This window comes from Xanthobacter sp. NM-25 (genome assembly GCF_022138605.1).
Classification (GTDB): Bacteria; Pseudomonadota; Alphaproteobacteria; order Rhizobiales; family Xanthobacteraceae; genus Xanthobacter.
Map to the genome: position 1 here is coordinate 63,158 of NZ_JACBFS010000007.1, position 20,539 is coordinate 83,696.

Consider the following 20,539-nt stretch of genomic DNA (forward strand, 5'->3'; position numbering starts at 1 on the left):
CTCGGCCACAGCGGCGCGATGGGGTCAGCTGCCCGCGGCGTGGAAACACCAGGCAAGGATGCCCTTCTGCGCGTGCAGGCGGTTCTCCGCCTCGTCGAACACCACCGACTGCGGCCCATCCATCACCTCGCTGGTCACCTCCTCGCCGCGATGGGCGGGCAGGCAATGCATGAAGATGGCGTCCTTGTGGGCGCGGGCCATCAGGGCACCGTTGACCTGATAGGGCTTCAGCAGATTGTGCCGGCGCTCCGCCTCCTTGTCGCCCATGGAGACCCAGGTGTCGGTGAGGACGCAGTCCACCCCCTCCACCGCCTCTTCCGGATCCCGCATGAAGGTGACCTTGGCCTTGGTGCGCTTCACGAAATCCTTCAGCGCCTGGCGCGGGCCCAGCTCCTTCGGCGTCGCCACCTTCATGGAGAAATCGAACCGCTCGGCGGCATGCACCCACGAGACCAGCACATTGTTGGCATCGCCGGTCCAGGCCACCTGCCGGCCCCGGATGGGGCCGCGGTGTTCCTCGAAGGTCATCACATCCGCCATCACCTGACAGGGATGCGACACGCGGGTGAGCCCGTTGATGACCGGAACGGTGGCATAGGCCGCCAGTTCCATCAGGTCGTCATGGTCCAGGATGCGGATCATGATGGCATCGACGAAGCGCGACAGCACGCGCGCCGTATCGGCGATGGTTTCGCCGCGGCCGAGCTGCATCTCGGCGCCGGTGAGCATCACCGTCTCGCCGCCCAGCTGGCGCATGCCCACGTCGAACGACACCCGGGTCCGGGTGGAGGGCTTGTCGAACACCATCGCCAGGGTCTTGCCCACCAGCGGGCGTTCTTCTTCCCCCGCCTTCCGCTTTGCCTTGAGATCCTTGGACAATTCCAGAACCCGCCGCAGCTCGGCCGCCGGGATTTCCGACAGGTCGAGGAAGTGGCGCACACCGTTCTTCGTCATTCCGCAGCCCCCTTGACCGGAGCGGAGGCCAGCGCCTGCTCCAGCCGCACACATGCGGCCTCGATCTTCTCCACAGCCAGATCCGCCTCGTCCGCCGAAACGGTCAGCGGCGGCAGCAGCCGCACCACATTGTCGGCGGCGCCGGGCGCGAGCAGTCCCTCGACCCGCAACGCCACCACCAGATCGGCGGCCGGCACCTGGGCCTTCAGACCCAGCAGCAGCCCCCGTCCACGCACCTCCGCAAGGATCTGCGGATGGCGCGCGGCCACCGCGCCCAGCTTTTCCACGAGCCGGGCGCTGATGGCATTCACATGGTCGAGGAAGCCCTCGGCCAGAACAATGTCGAGCACCGCGTTGCCCACCGCCATGGCGAGCGGGTTGCCGCCGTAGGTGGAGCCGTGGGTGCCCAGAGTCATGCCCTTGGCGGCCACCTCGGTGGCGAGGCACGCCCCCATGGGGAAGCCGCCGCCGATGCCCTTGGCCACCGCCATGATGTCCGGCGTGATGCCGGCCCATTCATGGGCGAACAGCTTGCCGGTGCGGCCGACGCCGGACTGCACCTCGTCCAGCACCAGCAGCAGGCCCTTCTCGTCGCACAGGGCGCGCAGGCCCTTCAGGAAGGATTCCGGCGGCACGCGCACGCCGCCTTCACCCTGCACCGGCTCCAGCAGGATGGCGCCGGTCTGATGGGTGATCGCGGCCTTCACCGCGTCGAGATCGCCGAACGGCACATGGTCGAAGCCGGGCAGCGCCGGCTCGAACCCCTCCAGATACTTGGCATTGCCGCCGGCCGAGATGGTGGCCAGCGTGCGGCCATGGAAGGCGCCCTGGAAGGTGATGATCCGGTTCTTCTCCGGATTGCCGTTGGCGAACTGATACTTGCGCGCCATCTTGATGGCGCACTCCAGCGCTTCCGCACCGGAATTGGTGAAGAACATGGTGTCAGCGAAGGTGACCGCCGACAGCCGCGCGGCCAATTCTTCGCCGCCGGGAATGCGGAACAAGTTGGAGGTGTGCCACAGCTTGTGCGCCTGGGCGCTCAGCGCCTTCACCAGATAGGGATGCGCATGGCCGAGCACGTTCACCGCGATGCCGGCGGTGAAATCGAGATAACGTCGCCCGTCCGTCGTGACGAGCCAGCAGCCCTCTCCCCGCTCGAATTCGAGGTCGATGCGCGCATAGGTCGGCAGAACGGCGGTGATCACGAGATCCTCCTGAATGCGCCTCCGCCGACACGCAGGCCGACGAAGACAGCAGTCTCCTTCTTCGGGTGGGGCCGCACCCGGCCCCGGGCTTGTCCCCTTCCAATGGGGACGGCCGGACCTTGTCCGATCAGGGCGGGATGCCCCGTTCGGACCGGGCCCGGGCAAGCGGGAATTAAAAAGGGCCGCCCCAGCGGGGGAGCGGCCCGACGCCCGGAATACTAATGATCGCGCGCGCGAGGTCAACAGATCTCCAAAGCCGCGCCAAAGAGCGGCACCTTCCAGGCCCGCGCTCCACGTCCATGCTCCAGACCCGTGCGCGCGCGGATCGTCCCATCGGCAACGATCTGGGGAAAACAGCCCGTGAGTGTTAACGGACTCTGTCGCCGGCGGCCGCCATATTGTAGCGTATTGAACATCGCCTACGAGATCTCGTGCGACCGACCTTCCTGGGACCTGCGGGTGTTAACGTTTCGCGTGCCATGTGGCGGCGGGATCGGGAAGAGAGTCCGAGTCCTCTCAGGCAGCATGGCGGTGCTGTCGGTGAGGCGATGTTGGGACGTCGCCCACGGGTGACGTCAGCTGATGCGGCAAATGGAGAAGAGCGATGAGCTGGAATGACGAGCGCGTCGAACTCTTGAAGAAGCTCTGGAGCGAAGGCCTCTCCGCGAGCCAGATTGCAGCCGAGCTCGGCGAAGTGACCCGCAATGCGGTGATCGGCAAGGTGCATCGCCTCGGCCTGTCCGGCCGCACCAAGGCGGCGCCCGCCCCCACCACCCGTCCGCGCACCAGCGCCCGGCCGGAAGGGCGCGAGCAGGCCCGGCCACAGCGGCCACTCACCCAGGGCAACGTGGCCCTGGCCCCCGAGCTCGAAGACCTGGTGGAGGAAGCTCCCGCCCCCGCGCCGGAGCCCGAGATGGCCAGCAACGTGGTGCCCATGGGCCAGCGCTGCACCATCATGAACCTCACCGAAAGCACCTGCCGCTGGCCCATGGGCGAGCCGGGCACGGACAGCTTCTATTTCTGCGGCTCCAAGAGCAATCCGGGCTCGCCCTATTGCGCGCACCACGCCCGCATCGCCTATCAGCCGGTCCAGGATCGCCGTCGCGATCGTCGGCTGGCCTATCTCTGAGCCGTCAACGCCGGCCCCATCCGGGGCCGGGTCGGCCATCGCCACCTGATGGCGCGGCGAGCCCATGAAGGCGTCCTCCCCCCGGGCAAGGCCGGGCGGCGGTGGGCGCCTTTGTCATGCCTGGAGCAGGCATGCCCCGGCCACGCGCGGGCCACGGCGCCAAGCGACGTCAATGCCCCGCAGCCGGACGGGCGCCCCCAATGGCGCGCAGCACGGGCCCCACGCCCTTTCGCCACGCGGCGACCGGCACCCGAACCTCGAGCGACGCGCCTCAGCTGGCGCGGGCGAACATTTCGTTGAAGGAATAGCCGGCGCCACGCACGGTGCGGATGGGATCCAGCTGGCGGCCGCGGTTGAGCGCCTTGCGCAGCCGGCCCACGTGCACATCCACGGTGCGCTCGTCGATATAGACGTCCTGGCCCCACACCCCGTCGAGCAGCTGCTCGCGGGAAAACACGCGGCCGGGGCTCTGCATCAGAAACTCCAACAGGCGGAACTCGGTGGGGCCGAGATGAATCTCGCGACCGCCGCGATGCACCCGGTGGGTCTCGCGGTCGAGCTCGATGTCACCGGCCCGCAGCAGGGTCGCCACATGCTCGGGCTTGGCCCGGCGCAGCAGGGCCCGCACCCGCGCCAGCAGCTCGGGCACCGAGAACGGCTTCACCACATAATCGTCGGCGCCGGTGGCCAGGCCCCGCACCCGCTCGGTTTCCTCGCCGCGGGCGGTGAGCATGATGACCGGCAGGCGCTCGGTTTCCGGACGGGTGCGCAGCCGGCGGCACAGCTCGATGCCGGAGAGCCCCGGCAGCATCCAGTCGAGGATGACGAGATCCGGTACGCTCTCGCGCAGCCGCGTCTCGGCGTCGTCGCCGCGGTCGACACTTTCCACGCCGTAGCCTTCCGACTCCAGATTGTAGCGGAGCAGAAGGGTCAGGGGTTCCTCGTCCTCGACGATCAGAATACGCGCCGGCACAGTTTCTCACCCATCGAACAAAGCTCGCCTCACATCCGACCGCACCGCGACGGCGACGGAGCCAAGGCGACGGCCTGCGCCGTCCCACCCCGCGCCGCCAGCCGCGTTCAGCCCTGGACGGTGCGCGCCGGGAAGGCGACGGTGGTGTCGCTGGAGGCGTCCGCCTTCGGGCGGCTCTCCGGCAGCACCTCGCCGGTGACCATGTAATAGACCACTTCGGCAATATTGGTAGCGTGATCCCCCATGCGCTCAATGTTCTTGGCGCAGAATAGGAGATGGGTGCACACGGAAATATTGCGCGGATCTTCCATCATGTAGGTCAGAAGCTCGCGGAACAGCGAGGTATACATGGTGTCGATGGCGTCGTCGCGCCCCCACACCTCCAGCGCCTTGGCGGGATTGCGGCCGGCATAGGCGTCGAGCACCTCTTTCAGCTGCTCCAGCACCAGTTCCGACATGTGCTCCACGCCGCGCACCAGCTTCTGCGGGTGATACTCGCCCTCGATGGCGATGACGCGCTTGCCCACGTTCTTGGCGAGGTCGCCGATCCGCTCCAGATCGTTGGCGATCCGGATCGCCGCCACGATCTCGCGCAGGTCGCTGGCCACCGGCTGGCGCTTGGCGATGACGAGGACGGCCTTGTCCTCGATGTCGCGCTGGGCCTGGTCGATGCCGGTGTCGAGGGTGACCACCTTCTGGGCCACCGAGATGTCGCGCTTGATGAGGGCGGTGACGCTGTCGGCCACCAAGCGCTCGGCCTGGCCGCCCATCTCCACCACGCTGCGGCCGATTTCCTTCAGCTCGACGTCGAAGGACGTCACGGTATGATCAGGCATCTGAGCCATCCTTCTCGCCTCAGCCGAAGCGGCCGGTGATGTAGTCGCGGGTCTTGATCTCCTTCGGATTGGTGAAGATCACGTCCGAAGGCGCCACCTCGATCAGTTCGCCCAGATAGAAGAAGGCGGTGATGTCGGCGCAACGCGCGGCCTGCTGCATGTTGTGGGTGACGATGACGATGGTGAATTCCCGCTTCAGCTCGTCGATCAGGTCCTCGATCTTCGAGGTGGAGATGGGATCGAGCGCCGAGGTGGGCTCGTCCAGCAGGATCACCTCCGGCCGCACCGCGATGGTGCGGGCGATGCACAGGCGCTGCTGCTGGCCGCCGGACATGCCCAGGGCCGAGGTGTTCAGGCGGTCCTTGGTCTCGTCCCAGATGGCCGCCTTGCGCAGGCACCATTCCACCCGCTCGTCCATCTGTGCCTTGTTCAGCTTCTCGTGCAGGCGCACGCCGAAGGCGATGTTGTCGTAGATGGACATGGGGAAGGGGGTGGGCTTCTGGAACACCATGCCGATGCGGCTGCGCACCACGGTGGAGTCCAGCTCCTTGCCGACGATGTTCACGCCGTCGAACAGCACCTGCCCCTCGGCGCGCTGGCCGGGGTAGAGGTCATACATGCGGTTGAACACCCGCAGCAGGGTGGACTTGCCGCAGCCCGAGGGACCGATCATGGCGGTCACGCGCTTCTCGGGAATGTCGAAGTTGATGTTCTTCAGGGCATGGTTCTGCCCGTAATAGAACTGCAGGCCCTCGACCTTGAGCTTCACCGGCGCCACCGGGGCATCGGGCTTGGCCGCGACGGAGGACGCGAGATTGAAGGTGGGATCGACCGCAGACGTCATCTGAGCCTCACTTGACTGTCGTCCACCCGGCGCGCGCCGGGCCGATGGAATATCCGAGGCCCGGCGCCAGGCGCGGGCCCCACGGGGTCTTCGTCAGCAGTGCCGCTCTCAGTGCATCCGCGCCAGAACCAGGCGAGACACCACGTTGAGAAGGAGCACGCCGACCGTGATCAGCAGCGCACCGGCCCACGCCAGCGCCACCCAATCGTCGAACGGGCTCCCCGCGTACTGATAGATGGCGATGGGCAGGCTGGCCATGGGCTTGTTGAGGTCCACGGACCACGCATTGTTGCCGAGCGAGGTGAACAGCAGCGGCGCCGTCTCGCCCGCCGCGCGGGCGATGGCCAAGAGCACGCCGGTGACGATGCCGGCCCGCGCCGCCCGCCAGGTGATGAACATCACCACCTTCCACTGCGGCGCGCCGAGGGCGAACGCGGCTTCGCGCAGGCCCACCGGCACCAGGTTCAGCATGTCCTCGGTGGTGCGCACCACCACCGGGATCACCAGGATGGCGAGGGCCACCGAGCCGGCCCAGCCGGAGAAGCCGCCGAACGGCACCACCAGCAGCGAGTAGATGAACAGGCCGACCAGGATGGAGGGCGCCGACAACAGGATGTCGTTGACGAAGCGGGCGGCGGCGCCGAGCTTCGTCTTCTTGCCGTTTTCGGCCAGGAAGGTGCCGCAGAAGATGCCGATGGGGCCGCCGATGAGCATGGCGATGCCCACCTGGATCAGCGAGCCGACGATGGCGTTCAGAAGGCCGCCATGCTGGCCGGGCGGCATGGTGATGTTGGTGAAGACGTTGAGGCCAAGGGCCGGCAGGCCCCGGGCGAGCAGGGTCCACAGGATCCAGCCCAGAAGGAAGATCGCGAACACCGCGAAGCCGATGGAGACGGCCTTGATGGTGGTGTCCTTGGCGCGACGGGCGGCAAGCGAAGCCATGAGAGAGCCTCCCGGTCAGTCCATCCGCGAGCGCACGAGCGCCCGGGACACGGCCAGAACGATGAACGAGATCACGAACAGGATGAAGCCCAGCTGCAGGAGCGAGGTCAGCTTCAGCGAGCCGATGGGCGCTTCCGGGAACTCGTTGGCGATGGTGGAGGCGATGGTGGCCCCCGGCGCGAACAGCGAGGCCGAGAGGCGGTTGGCATTGCCGATGACGAAGGTCACCGCCATGGTCTCGCCCAGGGCCCGGCCGAGGCCCAGCATCACCGCGCCCACCATGGCCGTGCGCCCATAGGGCACCGACACGTTCTTGTAGACCTCATAGGTGGTGCCACCGACGCCGTAGGCGGATTCCTTCAGCATGGGCGGCACGGATTCCAGCGTCTCCACGAACATGGCGGTGATGAAGGGCAGGATCATCACCGCCAGGATGAGGCCGGCGGTGAACATGCCCGAGCCCAGCGGCGGGCCCTGGAACAGAAGGCCGATGATCGGCAGCTGGCCGAAGGTGTCGATGAGCGGCGGCTGCACATAGGCGGCCATCAGCGGGACAATGACGAAGAAGCCCCACATGCCGAAGATGATGGAGGGCACCGCCGCCAGCAACTGCACGGCCACGCCGATGGGCCGCTTGAGCGCGGGGGGCGCGATCTCGGTGAGGAAGAAGGCGATGCCGAAGGACAGCGGCAGCGCCACCACCACGGCGATCACGGCGCTGAACAAGGTGCCGTAGATCTGCACCAGGGCGCCGTAATTCTCGGTCACCGGGTTCCAGGCGGAACTCCAGACGAACTCGAGGCCGAAATGCTGGAGGGCCGGCAGGCCGCCCATGAACAGCTCGGCGATGATGAGCCCGAGCAGCACCAGCACGAAGATGCCACTGGCCCAGAGCAGGCCGACGAAGATCGGGTCGGAAACCGCACCGGTCCCCTTCGCCTCGCTGATGGGAAGGGCCGAGCCCGTCCGCATACCGTCCACCGTCGCGTCCATTGGATGATGAACCCCCGCATGCCGCGCGCGGCGCGGCGAGAAAATTGCGTTCAAAGTCCCCCAGCCGGGGGTACGCGCACCGTGACTCTGCGAAACCGTGACTTCGCGAAACAATTGCGGCCAAAGGGATGCCGCAGGGTTATCGACCCAACCGAAGGCGGCGGCAAGCCGCCTTCGGCCGGTGTGCGATCAACCGATCAGAGCACCGCGGATCAAAGCACCGCGGATCAAAGCACCGGCTTGCCGTCGGGACCCTTGATCTCGGCCTTCCAGGCGTCTTCCACCTGCTTCACCACGGAGGCGGGCAGCGGGATGTAGTGCAGGCCGGTGGCGATCTCGGCGCCGTCCTTGCCATAGGCCCAGCTGAAGAACTTCATGACCTCGCGAGAGGCCTCCACATTGCTGGGGTTCTTCGGCAGCAGCACATAGGTGGGGCTGACGATCGGCCAGGCCTTGGCGCCGGCGGTGTCGATCATGGACGCGGCGAAGTTCTTGGCGCCAGCCCAGTCGGCGGCGGCAGCGGCTTCGACGAAGTTGTCGACGGTCGGGGCGACGAAGTTGCCGGCCTTGTTCTTCAGCTCGGTCACCACCAGATTGTTGGCCGAGGCGTAGATGTATTCCACGTAGCCGATGGCGCCCTTGAGGTTCTTCACGTTGGAAGCGATGCCCTCGTTGCCCTTGGCGCCGGAGCCGGCCGGCCACTGCACGGAGGTGGCGGCGCCCACCTTGCTCTTCCAATCGGCGCTGACGCTGGAGAGATAGGTGGTGAAGATGTAGGAGGTGCCGGAAGCGTCGGACCGGTAGACCGGCACGATGGCCTGGCTGGGCAGCTTCACGCCGGGGTTGAGCTCGGCAATGGCCTTGTCATCCCACTTGGTGATCTTGCCCATGTAGATGTCGGCCAGCACCGGGCCGGTGAGCTTGAGTTCGCCGCTCTTGATGCCGTCCAGATTGAAGGTGGCCACCACGGCGCCGATCACGGTCGGGAACTGCAGCAGCTTGTTGGCTTCGAGCTTCTCGGCGGGAACCGGAGCGTCGGACGCGCCGAAGTCCACGGTGCGGTTGATGATCTGGTTCTGACCGCCGCCCGAGCCGATGGACTGGTAGTTCAGGGCGTTGCCGGTCTTCTCCTTATATTTCGCGCCCCAGGCCTGATAGACGGGAGCGGGGAAGGAGGCACCGGCACCGTTGAAGTCGGTGGCCTGGGCGACGCCGGCGAACATGGTGCCAGCCACGGCGATCGCGCCGAGAGCGGTGGTGAGCTTCACGATTTCTCTCCTTGCCAATGTCATTGCTGCCCGACGATCCCGGCGACCCCTGGCCCCGGCCGTGACGCAACACTGGGCGCCGGACTCTTAAAGCCGGCGCGCCACGGTTCTATGACGTGGACGTGACATGCACATGACGGACCAGGGGCTTGTTTTCAAACGATTCTTTTAGTTCTACGGCAAAACATCCAGGCGAACGGTGAACGCCGCCCCCTCGCCCAGCACGCTATCCACCGCCAAGCGGCCCCGATGCCGGGCGACGATATGCTTCACAATGGCGAGGCCGAGACCGGTACCACCCTGCTCCCGGCTGGCGGCCACATCCACCCGGTAGAAGCGCTCGGTGAGGCGCGGCAGATGCTCGGGTGCGATGCCCGGGCCGAAATCCCGCACGGTGATGACCGCCACCCGCCCCTTCGGCCCGGCCTCATGGCCCACCGTGACCAGCACCTGCTGGCCGGCGGCTCCATATTTCAGGGCATTTTCCACCAGGTTCTCGAACAGGCGGATGAGCTCGTCGCGGTCGCCGCGCACCGCCAGGCGCTCCGGATCGGCCACCAGCTCCAGTGCCACGCCGCGGTCGGCGGCCAGCGGCGAGAGGGTGTCGCAGACATGGGTGACGATGGCGCCCAGCTCCACCGGCGTCTCGGGCTGCACATGGGCGTTGAGCTCGATCCGCGACAGCGACAGCAGGTCGTCGATCAGTCGCGACATGCGACGGGCCTGCGCCGCCATGATGGCCAGAAAGCGCTCGCGGGCCGCAGCATCGTTGCGCGCCGGCCCCTGCAGGGTCTCGATGAAGCCGGACAGGGACGCCAGCGGCGTGCGCAGCTCGTGGCTGGCATTGGCGACGAAATCGGCGCGCATCTGCTCCACCCGCCGCTGCTGGGTGAGATCGCGAAAGGTCAAAAGCACCGCATCCGGTGAGGCGCCCGAGCGCCTGTCGCCGCCGGCGTCCAGGTGCAGGGGCACCACATGGGCCTCCAGCCAGCGGTCGAGGGGCACCCGCTCGGCGAATTCCACGCGGCGGGGCAGCCCGTCGGTGGCGGCCGCCCGCACCGCATCGAGGACTTCCGGCACCCGCACCAGGAACGACAGGGGATCCCCCACCCGCACCGGACCGATGGCCAGGCCCACGCGCGCATTGGCGGTGACGATCTCGCCCTCCGTGGTCAAGAGCAGCGCCGGCTCCGGCAGCGCGCTCACCACCGCCTCCACTTTGGCATCGCTGCCCGGCTGCGGGGCCGCCGCGGCCGCGACGGGCGAGGCGCGGAACGGGGGCGGCGCGGATGCCGGGCGCGGCACCACCAGAGCCAGCACCAGCAGCAGGCCCATCATGAAGGCCAGGGTGGGATGGAGCAGGTCCATCGCCAGCCCCACCGCCACCAGGGCGACGAGGCCCAGCCAGATCCAGAAGGCCGGCGCCCGCAGCCGCGCCCCCGCCCGGGACCGCGCGCCACCTGCCGCGCCACCTGCGGAGCTCTCCATGTCCTGGCTCATGTCCCCATCTCTCCCGGCCCCTGGAGCCACCGGCGCCACCGCCCCCGTCGTGCCTGCGGCCGCCCCAGGATGCCCGGCCCGATCCCAAAGTCATCCCGGGATCACCTCGGAATCGTCCCAAGGTTCTCCCCGACCGCCCCCCGATGGTCGCCTTTCAGCTACCTTGCGACCATGCCTTCCGGCGAATCGGCGTCAAGGCCTTAAACGCCCATGGTCATCGGCTGTCACGAAGGCATTACGACACTGTCCACCGGCCGCCGGACCGGACGCGTTTTCACCCGCGGCCCCTGTCCCATTCGGTCACGCAATGTGATGACGCCGCCGGGAAATGACACCGATTGGGCCACATGGCTCTGCTATGAGGGCGCAACACTTCAGGAGGTAGGGACATGCTCGCAACGCGCATCTTTCAGGGTCCTGGCCGGGTTGCCGCAATGGCCCTGGGCCTGGGGCTCGGCGCGGCGCTGGCCGATCCGGTGCCGCAATCCCTGCCCCAGCCGCTGCCCATGCCGCTGCCCATGCCCACCGCCGACTTCAGCCTCAAGGCCAAGCTGCTCCACGGTGGCCTCGTCGACCTGTCCCACAGCGGCGGACGCATGCGCGTGGAGGTCACCCGCCCCAACGTGCCGGGCACCATGATCGGCATCATCGACCTCAAGGCGAGCCGCATGGTGATGATGACCCCCAACCTGCCGAAGATGGCGCTGGAGGTGGAACTGCCGCCGGAATATGTGGTGGGCGCCATGACCGGCACCGGCACCAAGGTGGGCCAGGCGCAGGTGGCGGGGATGAGCTGCGATCTGTGGCAGGTCAACGGGCCGGCCCAGCGCAAGGTCCGCGCCCCCACCGTGGCCTGCATCACCGCCGACGGCATCGCCCTGCGCACCGAAACCGAGATCAAGGGCGAGAAGCGGGCGCTCTACGAGGTCCAGAGTGTCGATCTCGCGCCGCAGGACCCCACGCGCTTTCAGCTGCCGCCCGGCCTGCAGGTGATCAAGGTGCCCAAGGGCAAGCTCGGCGCACTGCTGAATCTTCCCGCCATGGGCAGCCCGACCACGCCGGTGACCACTCCCGCACCGGCGGCGCCCCGCTAGCCGCGCGCCACTCCGCCTCACCCCACACCGCCTTTGCGGAGGCCTCCGGCGACGGGCTCAGGTTGGCACGCCCCTCAGGGGGCCACCTGCCGACCCAGGGGCGGACGCGACGGCTCGACCCGCTCGGGCGCGAGAGACGCCGTCCCGGGGCTCACAGCATCCACCGCCGCCTCGGCATCGCATTGAGTCTTCCGGCGCCCCAGGCTGAAGGTGCCCAGCCGCAGCTCGCGCACCCCGAGCAGGGTCAGCGCCAGGGCGAAGGGAACGATGTAGTAGAACAGGCGGAAGATGAGCAGCGCGCCCACCATCTCGCCCTTGTCGAACTGCGGCAGCGCCACCAGCAGCGCCGCGTCGAACACCCCGAGGCCGCCCGGCGCATGGCTGGCGAAGCCCAGCAGGGTGGCGGTGACGAAGATCACCGCCAGCGACACCGGATCGATATAGGGATGCGCCGGCATCAGCATGTACATGGCCGAGGCGCACAGGGTGAGGTCGAGGATGCCGATGCCGATCTGCACCAGGGTCGAGCGCCCGTGGGGCAGCGTCACGAACCAGGAGGAGCGGCCGATGTTGCGCGGCGCCATGGACACCCAGATCACATAGGCCACCAGCAGCACCAGGGCGCCGATGCCGATGATCCGGTTCACCGCCGGCGGCAGCTGGTCCACGGCGGTGGCCGCGTCCGGGTGGATGGTGATGCCGAGACCGAGCACGGCGATATTGCCAAGCCAGAAGGTGAGGCCGGCGATGAAGCAGACCTTCGCCACGTCGATGGCCCCGAGCCCCCAGGCCGAATAGATGCGATAGCGCACCGAGCCGCCGGTGAAGACCGTGAAGCCCACATTGTGGCCGACGGAATAGGAGCAGAAGCCCGACAGCGCCGCCACCCGATAGGGCACGTCGTCCTTGCCGATGCTGCGCAGGGCGAACCAGTCATAGAAGGTGAGGGTGAGATAGGCGCAGCCCACCAGCACGAAGGCCGCCGCCACGTGCCAGGGGTTCTTCTCGGTGAGCGCGTTCACCACGTCGGCGAGCTTGAGGTCGTGGAGCATGCGGTAGAGAACCACCGCGGCGAAGGCGATCACGATCAGGCTGGCGATCAAACCCAGGCCATGCAGGCCCACCTTCTCACGCAGGAACGCCCACACCCTTGAAAGACCAGACCGTAGACTCATACCGACACCATCCCCCGCCCCTGAAAGGTCGTCGCGCTCACAACAGCACGGATCTTCCGTAGCGTGAACGTTCTTTTGTCGCGGCGTCCGCCGGTTCGTGGCGGCCGGAGCGCCCGGGCCCCGGCACAGAGCACCCTAAAAGCGTCAGCTTGCGGGCAGCCCGTCGTCACATCTTGACGGGATAGCCGATCTCCACGGTTCGCGCCCGCGGCAGACCGAAGCGGTCCACCGACCGCTCGGCATTGCGGGCCAGGAACGCGAACACATGGGCCACCAGATCGCGGACCCGCCCCAGTTCATCGGGCGGGATGATCCGCTCGTGACCGATCACATAGACCGCCGCATCCGGATCGATGCCCCGGGCGCTCAGGGCCGGGCCGAGCACCGACGGCACGTCGATCTGCTGCATGTAGCCGAAACGCAGGTCCACCCGGACAAAATTCTCGTTGAGCGTGGTCACCCGCACCCGGTCTTCCACCGAGACGCGCGGCCGGGCGGCGATCCACACCGAAACGATCACGGACTTTTCAAACCGCACCTTGAGCAGGTCCGCCATACGCGACAGGGCCACCGGCGTCATCGCCCCGGCGCGGGAGAGGAAGATGGCCGTGCGCGGGCTGTCCACGTCGTTGGCGCGGTCCTTGCGCCCCATGAAGGCATCGAGCGGCTCGGTGAAGCGCACCTGCTGGGCCACCACCGCCTCCAGGCCGCGCCGCCAGCTCACCATGACGAAGATGATGACTGCGGCGATGGAGAGGGGCAGCCAGCCGCCGTCATGGATCTTGGTGAGGTTGGCGGTGGCGAAGGAGAGGTCCACCGTCAGCATGCACACCGCCATCAGCGCCACCGCCGGCGCCGGCCAGCCCCAGGACCGCTTCACCTGGGCGATGAACAGGATGGAGGTGGTGACCATGGCGAACGCCACGGCGATGCCATAGGCCGACGCCAGCCGCTCGGAGCCGCCGAAGCCGATCACCACGGCGATGCAGGAGATCATGAGCAGCCAGTTCAGCCGGCCCACATAGATATGCTGCTCGTTGTGCTCGGAGGTGTAGCGGATGCGCATGGGCGGCAGATAGCCGAGCTCGATGGCCTGCTTGGCCAGGGAGAACACGCCGGTGATGATGGATTGCGAGGCGATCACGGTCGCCGCGGTGGCAAGGAACAGCAGCGGAATGTCGAACAGGTCCGGTGACAGATCGTAGAACGGGTTGCGAACCGCATTGGGGTCCACCAGCAGGATCGCGCCCTGGCCGAAATAGTTGAGCAGCAGCGCCGGCATGGCCACGAACAGCCAGGCCCGGCCGATGACCCGGCGGCCGAAATGGCCCAGATCCGCATAGAGCGCCTCGCCGCCGGTCACCGCCAGGAAGCAGGCCCCGAGGATGACGCCGGCCAGCCCCGGGTGGCCCAGCATCAGCATGATGCCGTGGCGCGGATCGAGCCCCGCCAGCACCTGCGGCGCCTGGACGATGCCATAAAGCCCCAATGCCGCCAGCGAGCCGAACCACAGCAGCATCACCGGCCCGTAGAAAGCGGCGATGCGCTCGGTGCCCAGCCGCTGGGACAGAAACACCGCCAGCAGCACCAGAACGGTGAGGACCACCACCCAATGCTCCAGCTCGGGAGCGATCACCTGCAGCCCCTCGATGGCGGAGAGCACCGACATGGCCGGCGTGAGCACCCCATCGCCGATGAGCATGGCGGCGCCGATGAGGCCCGCCGCCAGGAGATACCACCGCAGCCCCAGGGCGCTGCGGTGCAGATCCAGCAGGGTCACCAGCGCCAGGATGCCGCCTTCGCCGTCATTGTCGGCACGCAGCACCAGCATCACATATTTCACGGTGACCGAAAGAATGATGCTCCAGGTGATCAGCGACAGCAGGCCGAGCACGTCCTCGCCGAGGAAATTGGTGCCGCCCACCGCCAGCACGCCCTGCTTGAGGGCATAGAGCGGGCTGGTGCCGATATCGCCGAAGACAACGCCGAGCGCGCCGATCTCCGCCGCGAAAGGCAGGATTCGCGTCCGGTCGCGGGTCATGCTGGTGGCCATGATGGGGGTTCGGCTCCTCAGCCTGCACAGCGGCGGGCAAGCATGCCGGGTCGCATGCACGGTCGCAAACAGGGCAGCGCGAAAGCATGCGAGCGGACGAACCTGCGGCTTCCGCGCCACCTCGCGGCCTGTGACCCGCGCACCACTTCGATCAAGGGAAGCCCCCGCAGCGCCTGACCTCCGCCGGAAGGCGGATCATCGACTCGTAGCTCTGTTCGCGGGGGAAGACAATGGAGCGCAACAGGCCCGCCGGCGCGCCGCGACGCCCCGCGCCATTTGACCTTGCGGCCCGCCTCCCCCATGACCATGGCGAAACACGAGCCATCCATGACCTTTCGCGCCAGCCTCCTCACGCTTTATCCCGAGATGTTCCCCGGCCCGCTCGGCCACGCCCTCGCCGGCAAGGCGCTGGCCCGGGGGCTGTGGTCCCTCGATGCCCTGCAGATCCGCGACCATGCCCTCGACCGCCACCGCTCGGTGGACGACACCCCCGCCGGCGGCGGTCCCGGCATGGTGATGCGCGCCGACGTGCTGGCCCGCGCCATCGACGCCGCCGCCCCCGCCGGTGACCCCCGGCCGCGGCTGCTGATGACGCCGCGCGGCCGGCCGCTGACCCAGGCGCGGGTGCGCGAGCTGGCGGCCGGTCCCGGCGTGGTCATCCTGTGCGGCCGGTTCGAGGGGGTGGATGAACGCATCGTCGCGGCCCGCGGCCTGGAGGAGATCTGCGTCGGCGATGTGGTGCTGTCCGGCGGCGAGGCGGCGGCGCTGCTGCTGCTGGATGCCTGCGTGCGGCTCATTCCGGGGGTGATGGGCAAGACCGAGAGCGGTGATGACGAGAGCTTTTCCGCCAACCTGCTCGAATACCCCCAATATACCCGCCCCCAGATGTTCGAGGGCGCGGGCATTCCCGAGGTGCTGGTCTCCGGCGACCATGCGCGCATCGCCCGTTGGCGCCGTGCCGAGGCGGAAGCCATCACCCGTGCCCGCCGCCCCGATCTGCTGGCGCGCACCGGGGCCTGTGACAGCGCCATGAAGGAAAGGGAATGACACGCGCCCTAATCTCATGTATGGAGCCGCGTCCCCTGAACTGACAACGACACGATGTGGCGCCGGGACCTGCCGCGGAACGCTCCGTGGCCGCCTGCGGCAGCTGCTAAAAGGTTGGTGACATGAATATTATCGAGACGCTCGAGCAGGAGCAGGCCACCAAGCTGGCCGAAAAGCGCGCCATTCCGGAATTCCAGCCGGGTGACACCGTCATCGTCAACGTGAAGGTCGTCGAAGGCGAGCGCTCTCGCGTGCAGGCTTACGAGGGCGTGGTGATCGCCCGTTCCGGCGGTGGCCTGAACGAGAGCTTCACCGTCCGCAAGATCTCCTATGGAGAAGGCGTGGAGCGTGTGTTCCCGGTCTATTCGCCCATGATCGATTCCATCAAGGTGGTGCGGCGCGGCAAGGTCCGGCGCGCCAAGCTCTATTATCTGCGCGACCGGCGCGGCAAGTCGGCCCGTATCGCCGAGCGCCAGGACCGCACCGCCGACGGCAAGATCAAGAAGACGAAGGCCGCCCCCGCCCCCACCGCGGCGGAGTGAGACGGCGTCGGCTGTCACAGGCCGACACGATATTTGGCGTCGCCGCCCGTCGGCGACGCCTTTTTTATTGCCCGTTTCTCTGCGCCTCCCGTGCCCGCCACCATTCAGCGCGCGGCATCGCGCAGCCGCGCGAACAGGCCGTCCGGGTCCGCGTCGTAGGCGCGGCGGATCGCCTCCAAAGCGGTGACGCCGCCGCGATAGCTGGCGCCGCCCACGTGCAGCCAGCCGTCCACCAGCATCTTCGGCTCGCTCCAGCCGCCATCCACTTCCGGCACATGCACGGTGCGCAGCTTCGGCCAGGCGAGCGCGTCGTCGTCCAGCCGGCGATAGAGCACATACCAGTTGCGGCCGCCGGTATCGGTGCCCAGCAGGCGATCGGGGCCGAAATCCAGCGGCAGCCGCGCCAGGCTGCCGTTGAATACCGCGAAGCCGGGCCACAGATACCAGGCCTTGGCCCGGCCGCTCCAGCGCCGCAGCCCATACACCGGCTGGTCGGCCACATGGGCGGCGAGGTCCATGGGCTGCAGCGCCACCAGGTCGTGATCGAGCATGGCGAAGCTGTCGGGCGCCACCGGGCGCACGATATTGTGGAACGCCCAGTTGGCCGCCGCCGCATGGGAGCGGGCCGAGCGCGCCCGCACGAACAGCGCCGGCGGTGCCGACACATAGAACAGCCCGCGCTCCGCCGCGATGTTGGCCAGCGCCACCCGCGCCTCCAGCTCGGTGGAATTGTCGCACACCACCAGCGGCGTATCGGGCAGGAAGCGGGCCATGGAATCCGCCAGCAGGGCCACCGCCTCGGGCACGTTATAGGCAATGGTCAGGGCCAGCGTGCGTGGACGCCGCGCGCACAGCCCCTGCACGGTGGCCACCAGGCCGGCCGCGCCGCGCGCCCGGTGCAGGCGATCCAGCAGCGCATAGCGCGCGTGGTTGACCCAGTGCAGCCCCGGCACCGCCGCCATGCGACCCGCCAGGGTCAGCGGCTCCAGCTTCTTGGCCCGGCGCAGCTTCTGCGCCCGCAGTTCCGGCCCCTTTGCCATGCTCAGGCTCCACCTCGCGCCACCGGCGGCTCGCTCGCGGCCGTCAGCCGGGCCAGCACCCCTTCGGGATCCGCCAGATAGGCGACCCGCACATTCTCGAATGATCCGTCGCGCCAACCGTGGCCGGCGCCGCCGGCGTGCAGCCAGCTATCGGCCAGCAGATGGGGTTCCGGTGCGCCGGTCCGCACATCTCTCACAAACACCCGCCGCACCTGCGCCCAGGTCAAGGCCGAACGATCGAGGTGGCGGTAGAGCACGCCCCAGTTCTGCCCACCGGTATCCAGGGTCAGGGGCGTGTCGGTGCCGAAATCGAGGGGCAGATCACGCACCGCGGCGAAATCAAACACGCTGTAGCCGGGCCACAGGTACCAGGCCGCGCCCCGGGTCGCCTCGCGCACCATGCCGTAACAGGGCTGGCCGGCAACTTGCGCGGCGAAATCCACCGGCGCCAGCGGGATCAGGTCATGATCGAGCAGGGCAAACACCGGAGGCGCCGCCGGACGGATCAAATTGGCGAGGATCCAGTTGAGCGCCACCGCGTGGGAGCGCGAGCCATTGCGGCCGCCGCGATAGGGCGAGGGCGGCAGGCTGCAATAGGGCAGCCCCCGTCCGGCGCACAGCCGGGCGATCTCCGCCCGGGCCTGCGGGTCCGAGGAATTGTCGCACACCACCAGCAGCGTCTGCGGGGCAAAACGGGTCATGGCCTCGGCCAGCAGTGCGATGGCCTGCGGCATGTTGAACGCCACAGTGAAGGCCACCGGGGCCCCATGCGCCGCAATCCGGCGCACCAGCGCCCCCTGGTCCGGCGCTGCGCGACGGCGGTAGAGGCGATCCACCATCCGGTTGCGCAGGCGGCGCAGGCGGTGCGCCAGCGGTGCGCCCGTCAGCCATTCGCGCGGCGCGTAATCGTTCAGCTCGCGCATGGCCCTACTCCGCTCCGCTCGCCGGCACGCGGACATAAAGCCGGGTGGTGCCGCGCCCATCGGCCCGCGGGAAGCTGCCCAGGGGGCGGAACGCCTCCGGCGCGGCAGCGATCGCCCCCGCCAGCAGGGTGTGGAGCGGATCGGCATCATCGGTCCAGTCGGCCAGCGCCACATAGCCCACGCCGAGTTGCTCCAGTGCCGGGCGCACATCGTCCGGTGTCTCCAGCGGCACCCCGGCCGCTGGCCCGCGGCCGGAGATGGCCAGCGCCATGCGCCCGGGCACCACGAAGCTCTGCCGGGCACGATCCCGCTGTGCCACAGCGGCAATCAGCGCCCCCTCGCCCGCCACGTCCGCCACCACCAGGATGGCCCGCGGCGCGCCCGGATCGGCGAGAAACGTCTGCGCCACCCCATCCATGCCCACCGCCGGCTTGTGGAGGGGCACCAGCACCGAAGGCAGGGCACAGAGCAGCAGCACCAGCATCACCACCAGCCCGGACAGGGTGCTCCAGCTGCGGGTCAGCAGCTGCAGCAGGCGCATGCCGCCGAAGGCCGCCAGCATCACCAGCGGGGCGCAGAGCGGGAGCGCCGCCTGCGGACTGACGGGAGCCGCCAGCACGCCAAGCCCCACAGCGAGCAGCAGCGCGCCGAGCGCCAGCACCGCCGGCGCCAGGGCGTGGCGATGCCGCGGCGCGCGCACCCATCCGGCGATGCCGCCAATCACCGCGAGGCCCGCCAGCACCACGCCGATGGCCGCCGCCGCAAACGCGCCGACCGCCCCCGGGGCCGCGAGCGCCGCGGCGCCCAGGGGCGTCGGCAGCCGGTTCAGCACCAATGGCGCGGTGCCGATGGTCCAGGGGCCGGCCACCACCAGCACGACGAGAAAAGGCAGCCAGAAATCGAACCGCCGCGCCAGGGCCAGCCGGCCGGTGATGAGGGCGGCGATCAGCGGCAGCAGCAGCAGCGACAGGCCCGCGCTGTGCACCAGCACCGCCGCCGCCGCCAACAGGCCGAACAGGGCCGCGATGCCCCGGCCCGGTCGGGCCAGATAGGCGGCGTAGGCCAGCAGCGCCCAGAGGGTGAGCAGCGCCAGCGGCAGCTCGAGACCGACAACGATGGTGGCCTCACGCACCACGGGCAGCACCATAAGCACCGCGCCGACGGCAAGGCCCGGCAGGATGCCCAGCGCGCGGCTGGTGGCCCAGCCGGCCGTGACCACCAGCAGCGCCGTCAGCACCGCCGGCAGCAGCAGGATGGCGGGCGTGGCCGCCGTCAGCAGCAGGATCCAGGCGCCCTCTGCCAGATAATAAAGTGGCGGCGTTGCCCCGAGCACCACACGCGGGAAATGCAGGGCGAAATCGGAGATGAAAGCCAGCAGCGGGGGAAAGCCGGCGGCGACATAGTCCGCCAGCATGAGGCCGGTGACCACGTGGCCGGCCTCCGCCGGGCTGGTGGCGGAGAATTCGGCCATGTAGGCCCCGGCCGCCCGCTGCTGCAGCAGCACCAGCACGGTCATCAGCGCCGCCAGGATCAGGAAGCCGAGACCGCGCAGCGCCGAAGCCCCGCGGCTGCGGTGGCCCTCCGGCTCCGCCGGCGCCTCGTTCGGGAGCGCGTCATCGGCCCGCGCGGCTCCGGGCTGAAGCTGTGCCGCTGCGGCCGACGCCGGTTGGACGTCCTCGGCGGCGGGCGCGCGGTCCTCCGGTGCGGGGCCGCCCTGCCCGACGCTGTGCTGACCCGTGCCCTGCCGGCCCATCTGCTGCGCCAACTGTTCCTCCGCGACCACGCGGGCCGGGCCGGACCGAAGACCGGCGGGGCGCCCTGCGGGGCTCCGCCGTCTCCACCACCGCGCGCGCCGCGCCCGAGAACCGCCTCCGCCCGGCGCGACAGGGCGCGCGAGTGCCGAAGCTCTCTCGGAAGAAGTGAGGGCGCGCCTGCCGACCGCGATGTCCACGCCGCGCGCGTCCATCCGGCGCCGGCGCACCAAGACGCCTAGCCTTCTAGTAGGAGAACGGCGTGCCGTC

Annotated in this window: 18 protein-coding genes; 4 read left to right on the forward strand and 14 right to left on the reverse strand. The window is 68.7% G+C overall.

Annotation, left to right across the window (positions count from 1 at the left end; translation table 11 throughout):
- Window positions 1-24 precede the first annotated feature (24 nt).
- Both argF and MEU52_RS18300 read right to left on the reverse strand, forming a co-directional pair.
- On the reverse strand, window positions 25-954 hold the full coding sequence (gene argF / locus MEU52_RS18295) for an ornithine carbamoyltransferase (RefSeq protein ID WP_238123742.1): 930 nt from the start codon (window positions 952-954) through the stop codon (window positions 25-27).
- Window positions 951-2,159, reverse strand: coding sequence for an aspartate aminotransferase family protein (locus MEU52_RS18300; RefSeq protein ID WP_238123743.1), 1,209 nt, complete (start codon window positions 2,157-2,159; stop codon window positions 951-953). The genes argF and MEU52_RS18300 overlap by 4 nt, the downstream gene beginning before the upstream one ends.
- A gap of 604 nt (window positions 2,160-2,763) precedes the next feature.
- Here MEU52_RS18300 and MEU52_RS18305 point away from each other — a divergent pair.
- Window positions 2,764-3,288, forward strand: coding sequence for a GcrA family cell cycle regulator (locus MEU52_RS18305; RefSeq protein ID WP_238123744.1), 525 nt, complete (start codon window positions 2,764-2,766; stop codon window positions 3,286-3,288).
- 271 nt (window positions 3,289-3,559) lie between these two features.
- On the opposite strand, the gene phoB is transcribed toward MEU52_RS18305, so the two are convergent.
- The 7 genes from phoB to MEU52_RS18340 all read right to left on the reverse strand — a co-directional run bounded on the left by phoB (window position 3,560) and on the right by MEU52_RS18340 (window position 10,644).
- Window positions 3,560-4,261: a phosphate regulon transcriptional regulator PhoB gene (gene phoB, locus MEU52_RS18310; protein WP_238123745.1), complete on the reverse strand. Its 702-nt coding sequence runs from the start codon at window positions 4,259-4,261 to the stop codon at window positions 3,560-3,562.
- A gap of 107 nt (window positions 4,262-4,368) precedes the next feature.
- On the reverse strand, window positions 4,369-5,097 hold the full coding sequence (phoU, locus tag MEU52_RS18315; RefSeq protein ID WP_238123746.1) for a phosphate signaling complex protein PhoU: 729 nt from the start codon (window positions 5,095-5,097) through the stop codon (window positions 4,369-4,371).
- Window positions 5,098-5,116: 19 nt separating this feature from the next.
- Window positions 5,117-5,941 carry a phosphate ABC transporter ATP-binding protein PstB gene (pstB, locus tag MEU52_RS18320; protein WP_238123747.1) on the reverse strand — a complete coding sequence of 275 codons (825 nt, stop codon included), beginning with the start codon at window positions 5,939-5,941 and terminating at the stop codon, window positions 5,117-5,119.
- Between the two features lie 108 nt (window positions 5,942-6,049).
- On the reverse strand, window positions 6,050-6,883 hold the full coding sequence (gene pstA, locus MEU52_RS18325) for a phosphate ABC transporter permease PstA (protein ID WP_238123748.1): 834 nt from the start codon (window positions 6,881-6,883) through the stop codon (window positions 6,050-6,052).
- A gap of 15 nt (window positions 6,884-6,898) precedes the next feature.
- On the reverse strand, window positions 6,899-7,876 hold the full coding sequence (gene pstC, locus MEU52_RS18330) for a phosphate ABC transporter permease subunit PstC (protein WP_443267607.1): 978 nt from the start codon (window positions 7,874-7,876) through the stop codon (window positions 6,899-6,901).
- Window positions 7,877-8,103: 227 nt separating this feature from the next.
- Complete coding sequence (pstS, locus tag MEU52_RS18335; RefSeq protein WP_443267609.1) at window positions 8,104-9,144, reverse strand: phosphate ABC transporter substrate-binding protein PstS; 1,041 nt, start codon at window positions 9,142-9,144, stop codon at window positions 8,104-8,106.
- Window positions 9,145-9,318: 174 nt separating this feature from the next.
- Window positions 9,319-10,644: an ATP-binding protein gene (locus MEU52_RS18340; RefSeq protein WP_238123751.1), complete on the reverse strand. Its 1,326-nt coding sequence runs from the start codon at window positions 10,642-10,644 to the stop codon at window positions 9,319-9,321.
- Window positions 10,645-11,033: 389 nt separating this feature from the next.
- On the opposite strand from MEU52_RS18340, the gene MEU52_RS18345 reads away from it, so the two are divergent.
- A complete protein-coding gene (locus MEU52_RS18345) occupies window positions 11,034-11,738 on the forward strand; it encodes a hypothetical protein (protein ID WP_238123752.1) in 705 nt (234 codons plus the stop codon).
- 74 nt (window positions 11,739-11,812) lie between these two features.
- On the opposite strand, the gene MEU52_RS18350 is transcribed toward MEU52_RS18345, so the two are convergent.
- Together MEU52_RS18350 and MEU52_RS18355 are read right to left on the reverse strand one after the other, a co-directional pair.
- On the reverse strand, window positions 11,813-12,913 hold the full coding sequence (locus MEU52_RS18350; RefSeq protein WP_238123753.1) for a lysylphosphatidylglycerol synthase domain-containing protein: 1,101 nt from the start codon (window positions 12,911-12,913) through the stop codon (window positions 11,813-11,815).
- 166 nt (window positions 12,914-13,079) lie between these two features.
- Window positions 13,080-14,966, reverse strand: a complete 1,887-nt coding sequence (locus tag MEU52_RS18355) for a potassium transporter Kup (protein ID WP_238123754.1) — start codon at window positions 14,964-14,966, stop codon at window positions 13,080-13,082.
- Between the two features lie 327 nt (window positions 14,967-15,293).
- On the opposite strand from MEU52_RS18355, the gene trmD reads away from it, so the two are divergent.
- Together trmD and rplS are read left to right on the forward strand one after the other, a co-directional pair.
- The gene (trmD, locus tag MEU52_RS18360) at window positions 15,294-16,013 is read left to right on the forward strand and encodes a tRNA (guanosine(37)-N1)-methyltransferase TrmD (RefSeq protein WP_238123755.1); all 720 of its coding nucleotides are present in this window, start codon (window positions 15,294-15,296) and stop codon (window positions 16,011-16,013) included.
- 122 nt (window positions 16,014-16,135) lie between these two features.
- On the forward strand, window positions 16,136-16,555 hold the full coding sequence (rplS, locus tag MEU52_RS18365; RefSeq protein ID WP_238123756.1) for a 50S ribosomal protein L19: 420 nt from the start codon (window positions 16,136-16,138) through the stop codon (window positions 16,553-16,555).
- Between the two features lie 104 nt (window positions 16,556-16,659).
- On the opposite strand, the gene MEU52_RS18370 is transcribed toward rplS, so the two are convergent.
- Genes MEU52_RS18370 through MEU52_RS18380 form a run of 3 tightly spaced genes read right to left on the reverse strand, consistent with a single transcriptional unit; the run spans window position 16,660 to window position 20,283 of the window.
- Entirely contained in the window at window positions 16,660-17,595 is a 936-nt protein-coding gene (locus MEU52_RS18370; RefSeq protein WP_238123757.1) for a hypothetical protein, read from the reverse strand.
- 2 nt (window positions 17,596-17,597) lie between these two features.
- Complete coding sequence (locus tag MEU52_RS18375; protein ID WP_238123758.1) at window positions 17,598-18,518, reverse strand: hypothetical protein; 921 nt, start codon at window positions 18,516-18,518, stop codon at window positions 17,598-17,600.
- A 4-nt stretch (window positions 18,519-18,522) separates the two neighbouring features.
- On the reverse strand, window positions 18,523-20,283 hold the full coding sequence (locus MEU52_RS18380; RefSeq protein ID WP_238123759.1) for a hypothetical protein: 1,761 nt from the start codon (window positions 20,281-20,283) through the stop codon (window positions 18,523-18,525).
- Window positions 20,284-20,539 lie beyond the last annotated feature (256 nt).

Excerpts from the sequence above, each read along its gene's own strand:
- pstC (WP_443267607.1), bottom strand. The coding sequence starts at position 7,876 with ATGGACGCGACGGTGGACGGTATGCGGACGGGCTCGGCCCTTCCCATC.
- MEU52_RS18340 (WP_238123751.1), bottom strand. The coding sequence starts at position 10,644 with ATGAGCCAGGACATGGAGAGCTCCGCAGGTGGCGCGGCAGGTGGCGCG.
- MEU52_RS18375 (WP_238123758.1), bottom strand. The coding sequence starts at position 18,518 with ATGCGCGAGCTGAACGATTACGCGCCGCGCGAATGGCTGACGGGCGCA.
- trmD (WP_238123755.1), top strand. The coding sequence starts at position 15,294 with ATGACCTTTCGCGCCAGCCTCCTCACGCTTTATCCCGAGATGTTCCCC.
- MEU52_RS18305 (WP_238123744.1), top strand. The coding sequence starts at position 2,764 with ATGAGCTGGAATGACGAGCGCGTCGAACTCTTGAAGAAGCTCTGGAGC.
- pstA (WP_238123748.1), bottom strand. The coding sequence starts at position 6,883 with ATGGCTTCGCTTGCCGCCCGTCGCGCCAAGGACACCACCATCAAGGCC.
- MEU52_RS18355 (WP_238123754.1), bottom strand. The coding sequence starts at position 14,966 with ATGGCCACCAGCATGACCCGCGACCGGACGCGAATCCTGCCTTTCGCG.
- MEU52_RS18370 (WP_238123757.1), bottom strand. The coding sequence starts at position 17,595 with ATGGCAAAGGGGCCGGAACTGCGGGCGCAGAAGCTGCGCCGGGCCAAG.
- MEU52_RS18350 (WP_238123753.1), bottom strand. The coding sequence starts at position 12,913 with ATGAGTCTACGGTCTGGTCTTTCAAGGGTGTGGGCGTTCCTGCGTGAG.
- argF (WP_238123742.1), bottom strand. The coding sequence starts at position 954 with ATGACGAAGAACGGTGTGCGCCACTTCCTCGACCTGTCGGAAATCCCG.
- phoU (WP_238123746.1), bottom strand. The coding sequence starts at position 5,097 with ATGCCTGATCATACCGTGACGTCCTTCGACGTCGAGCTGAAGGAAATC.
- rplS (WP_238123756.1), top strand. The coding sequence starts at position 16,136 with ATGAATATTATCGAGACGCTCGAGCAGGAGCAGGCCACCAAGCTGGCC.
- MEU52_RS18345 (WP_238123752.1), top strand. The coding sequence starts at position 11,034 with ATGCTCGCAACGCGCATCTTTCAGGGTCCTGGCCGGGTTGCCGCAATG.
- pstB (WP_238123747.1), bottom strand. The coding sequence starts at position 5,941 with ATGACGTCTGCGGTCGATCCCACCTTCAATCTCGCGTCCTCCGTCGCG.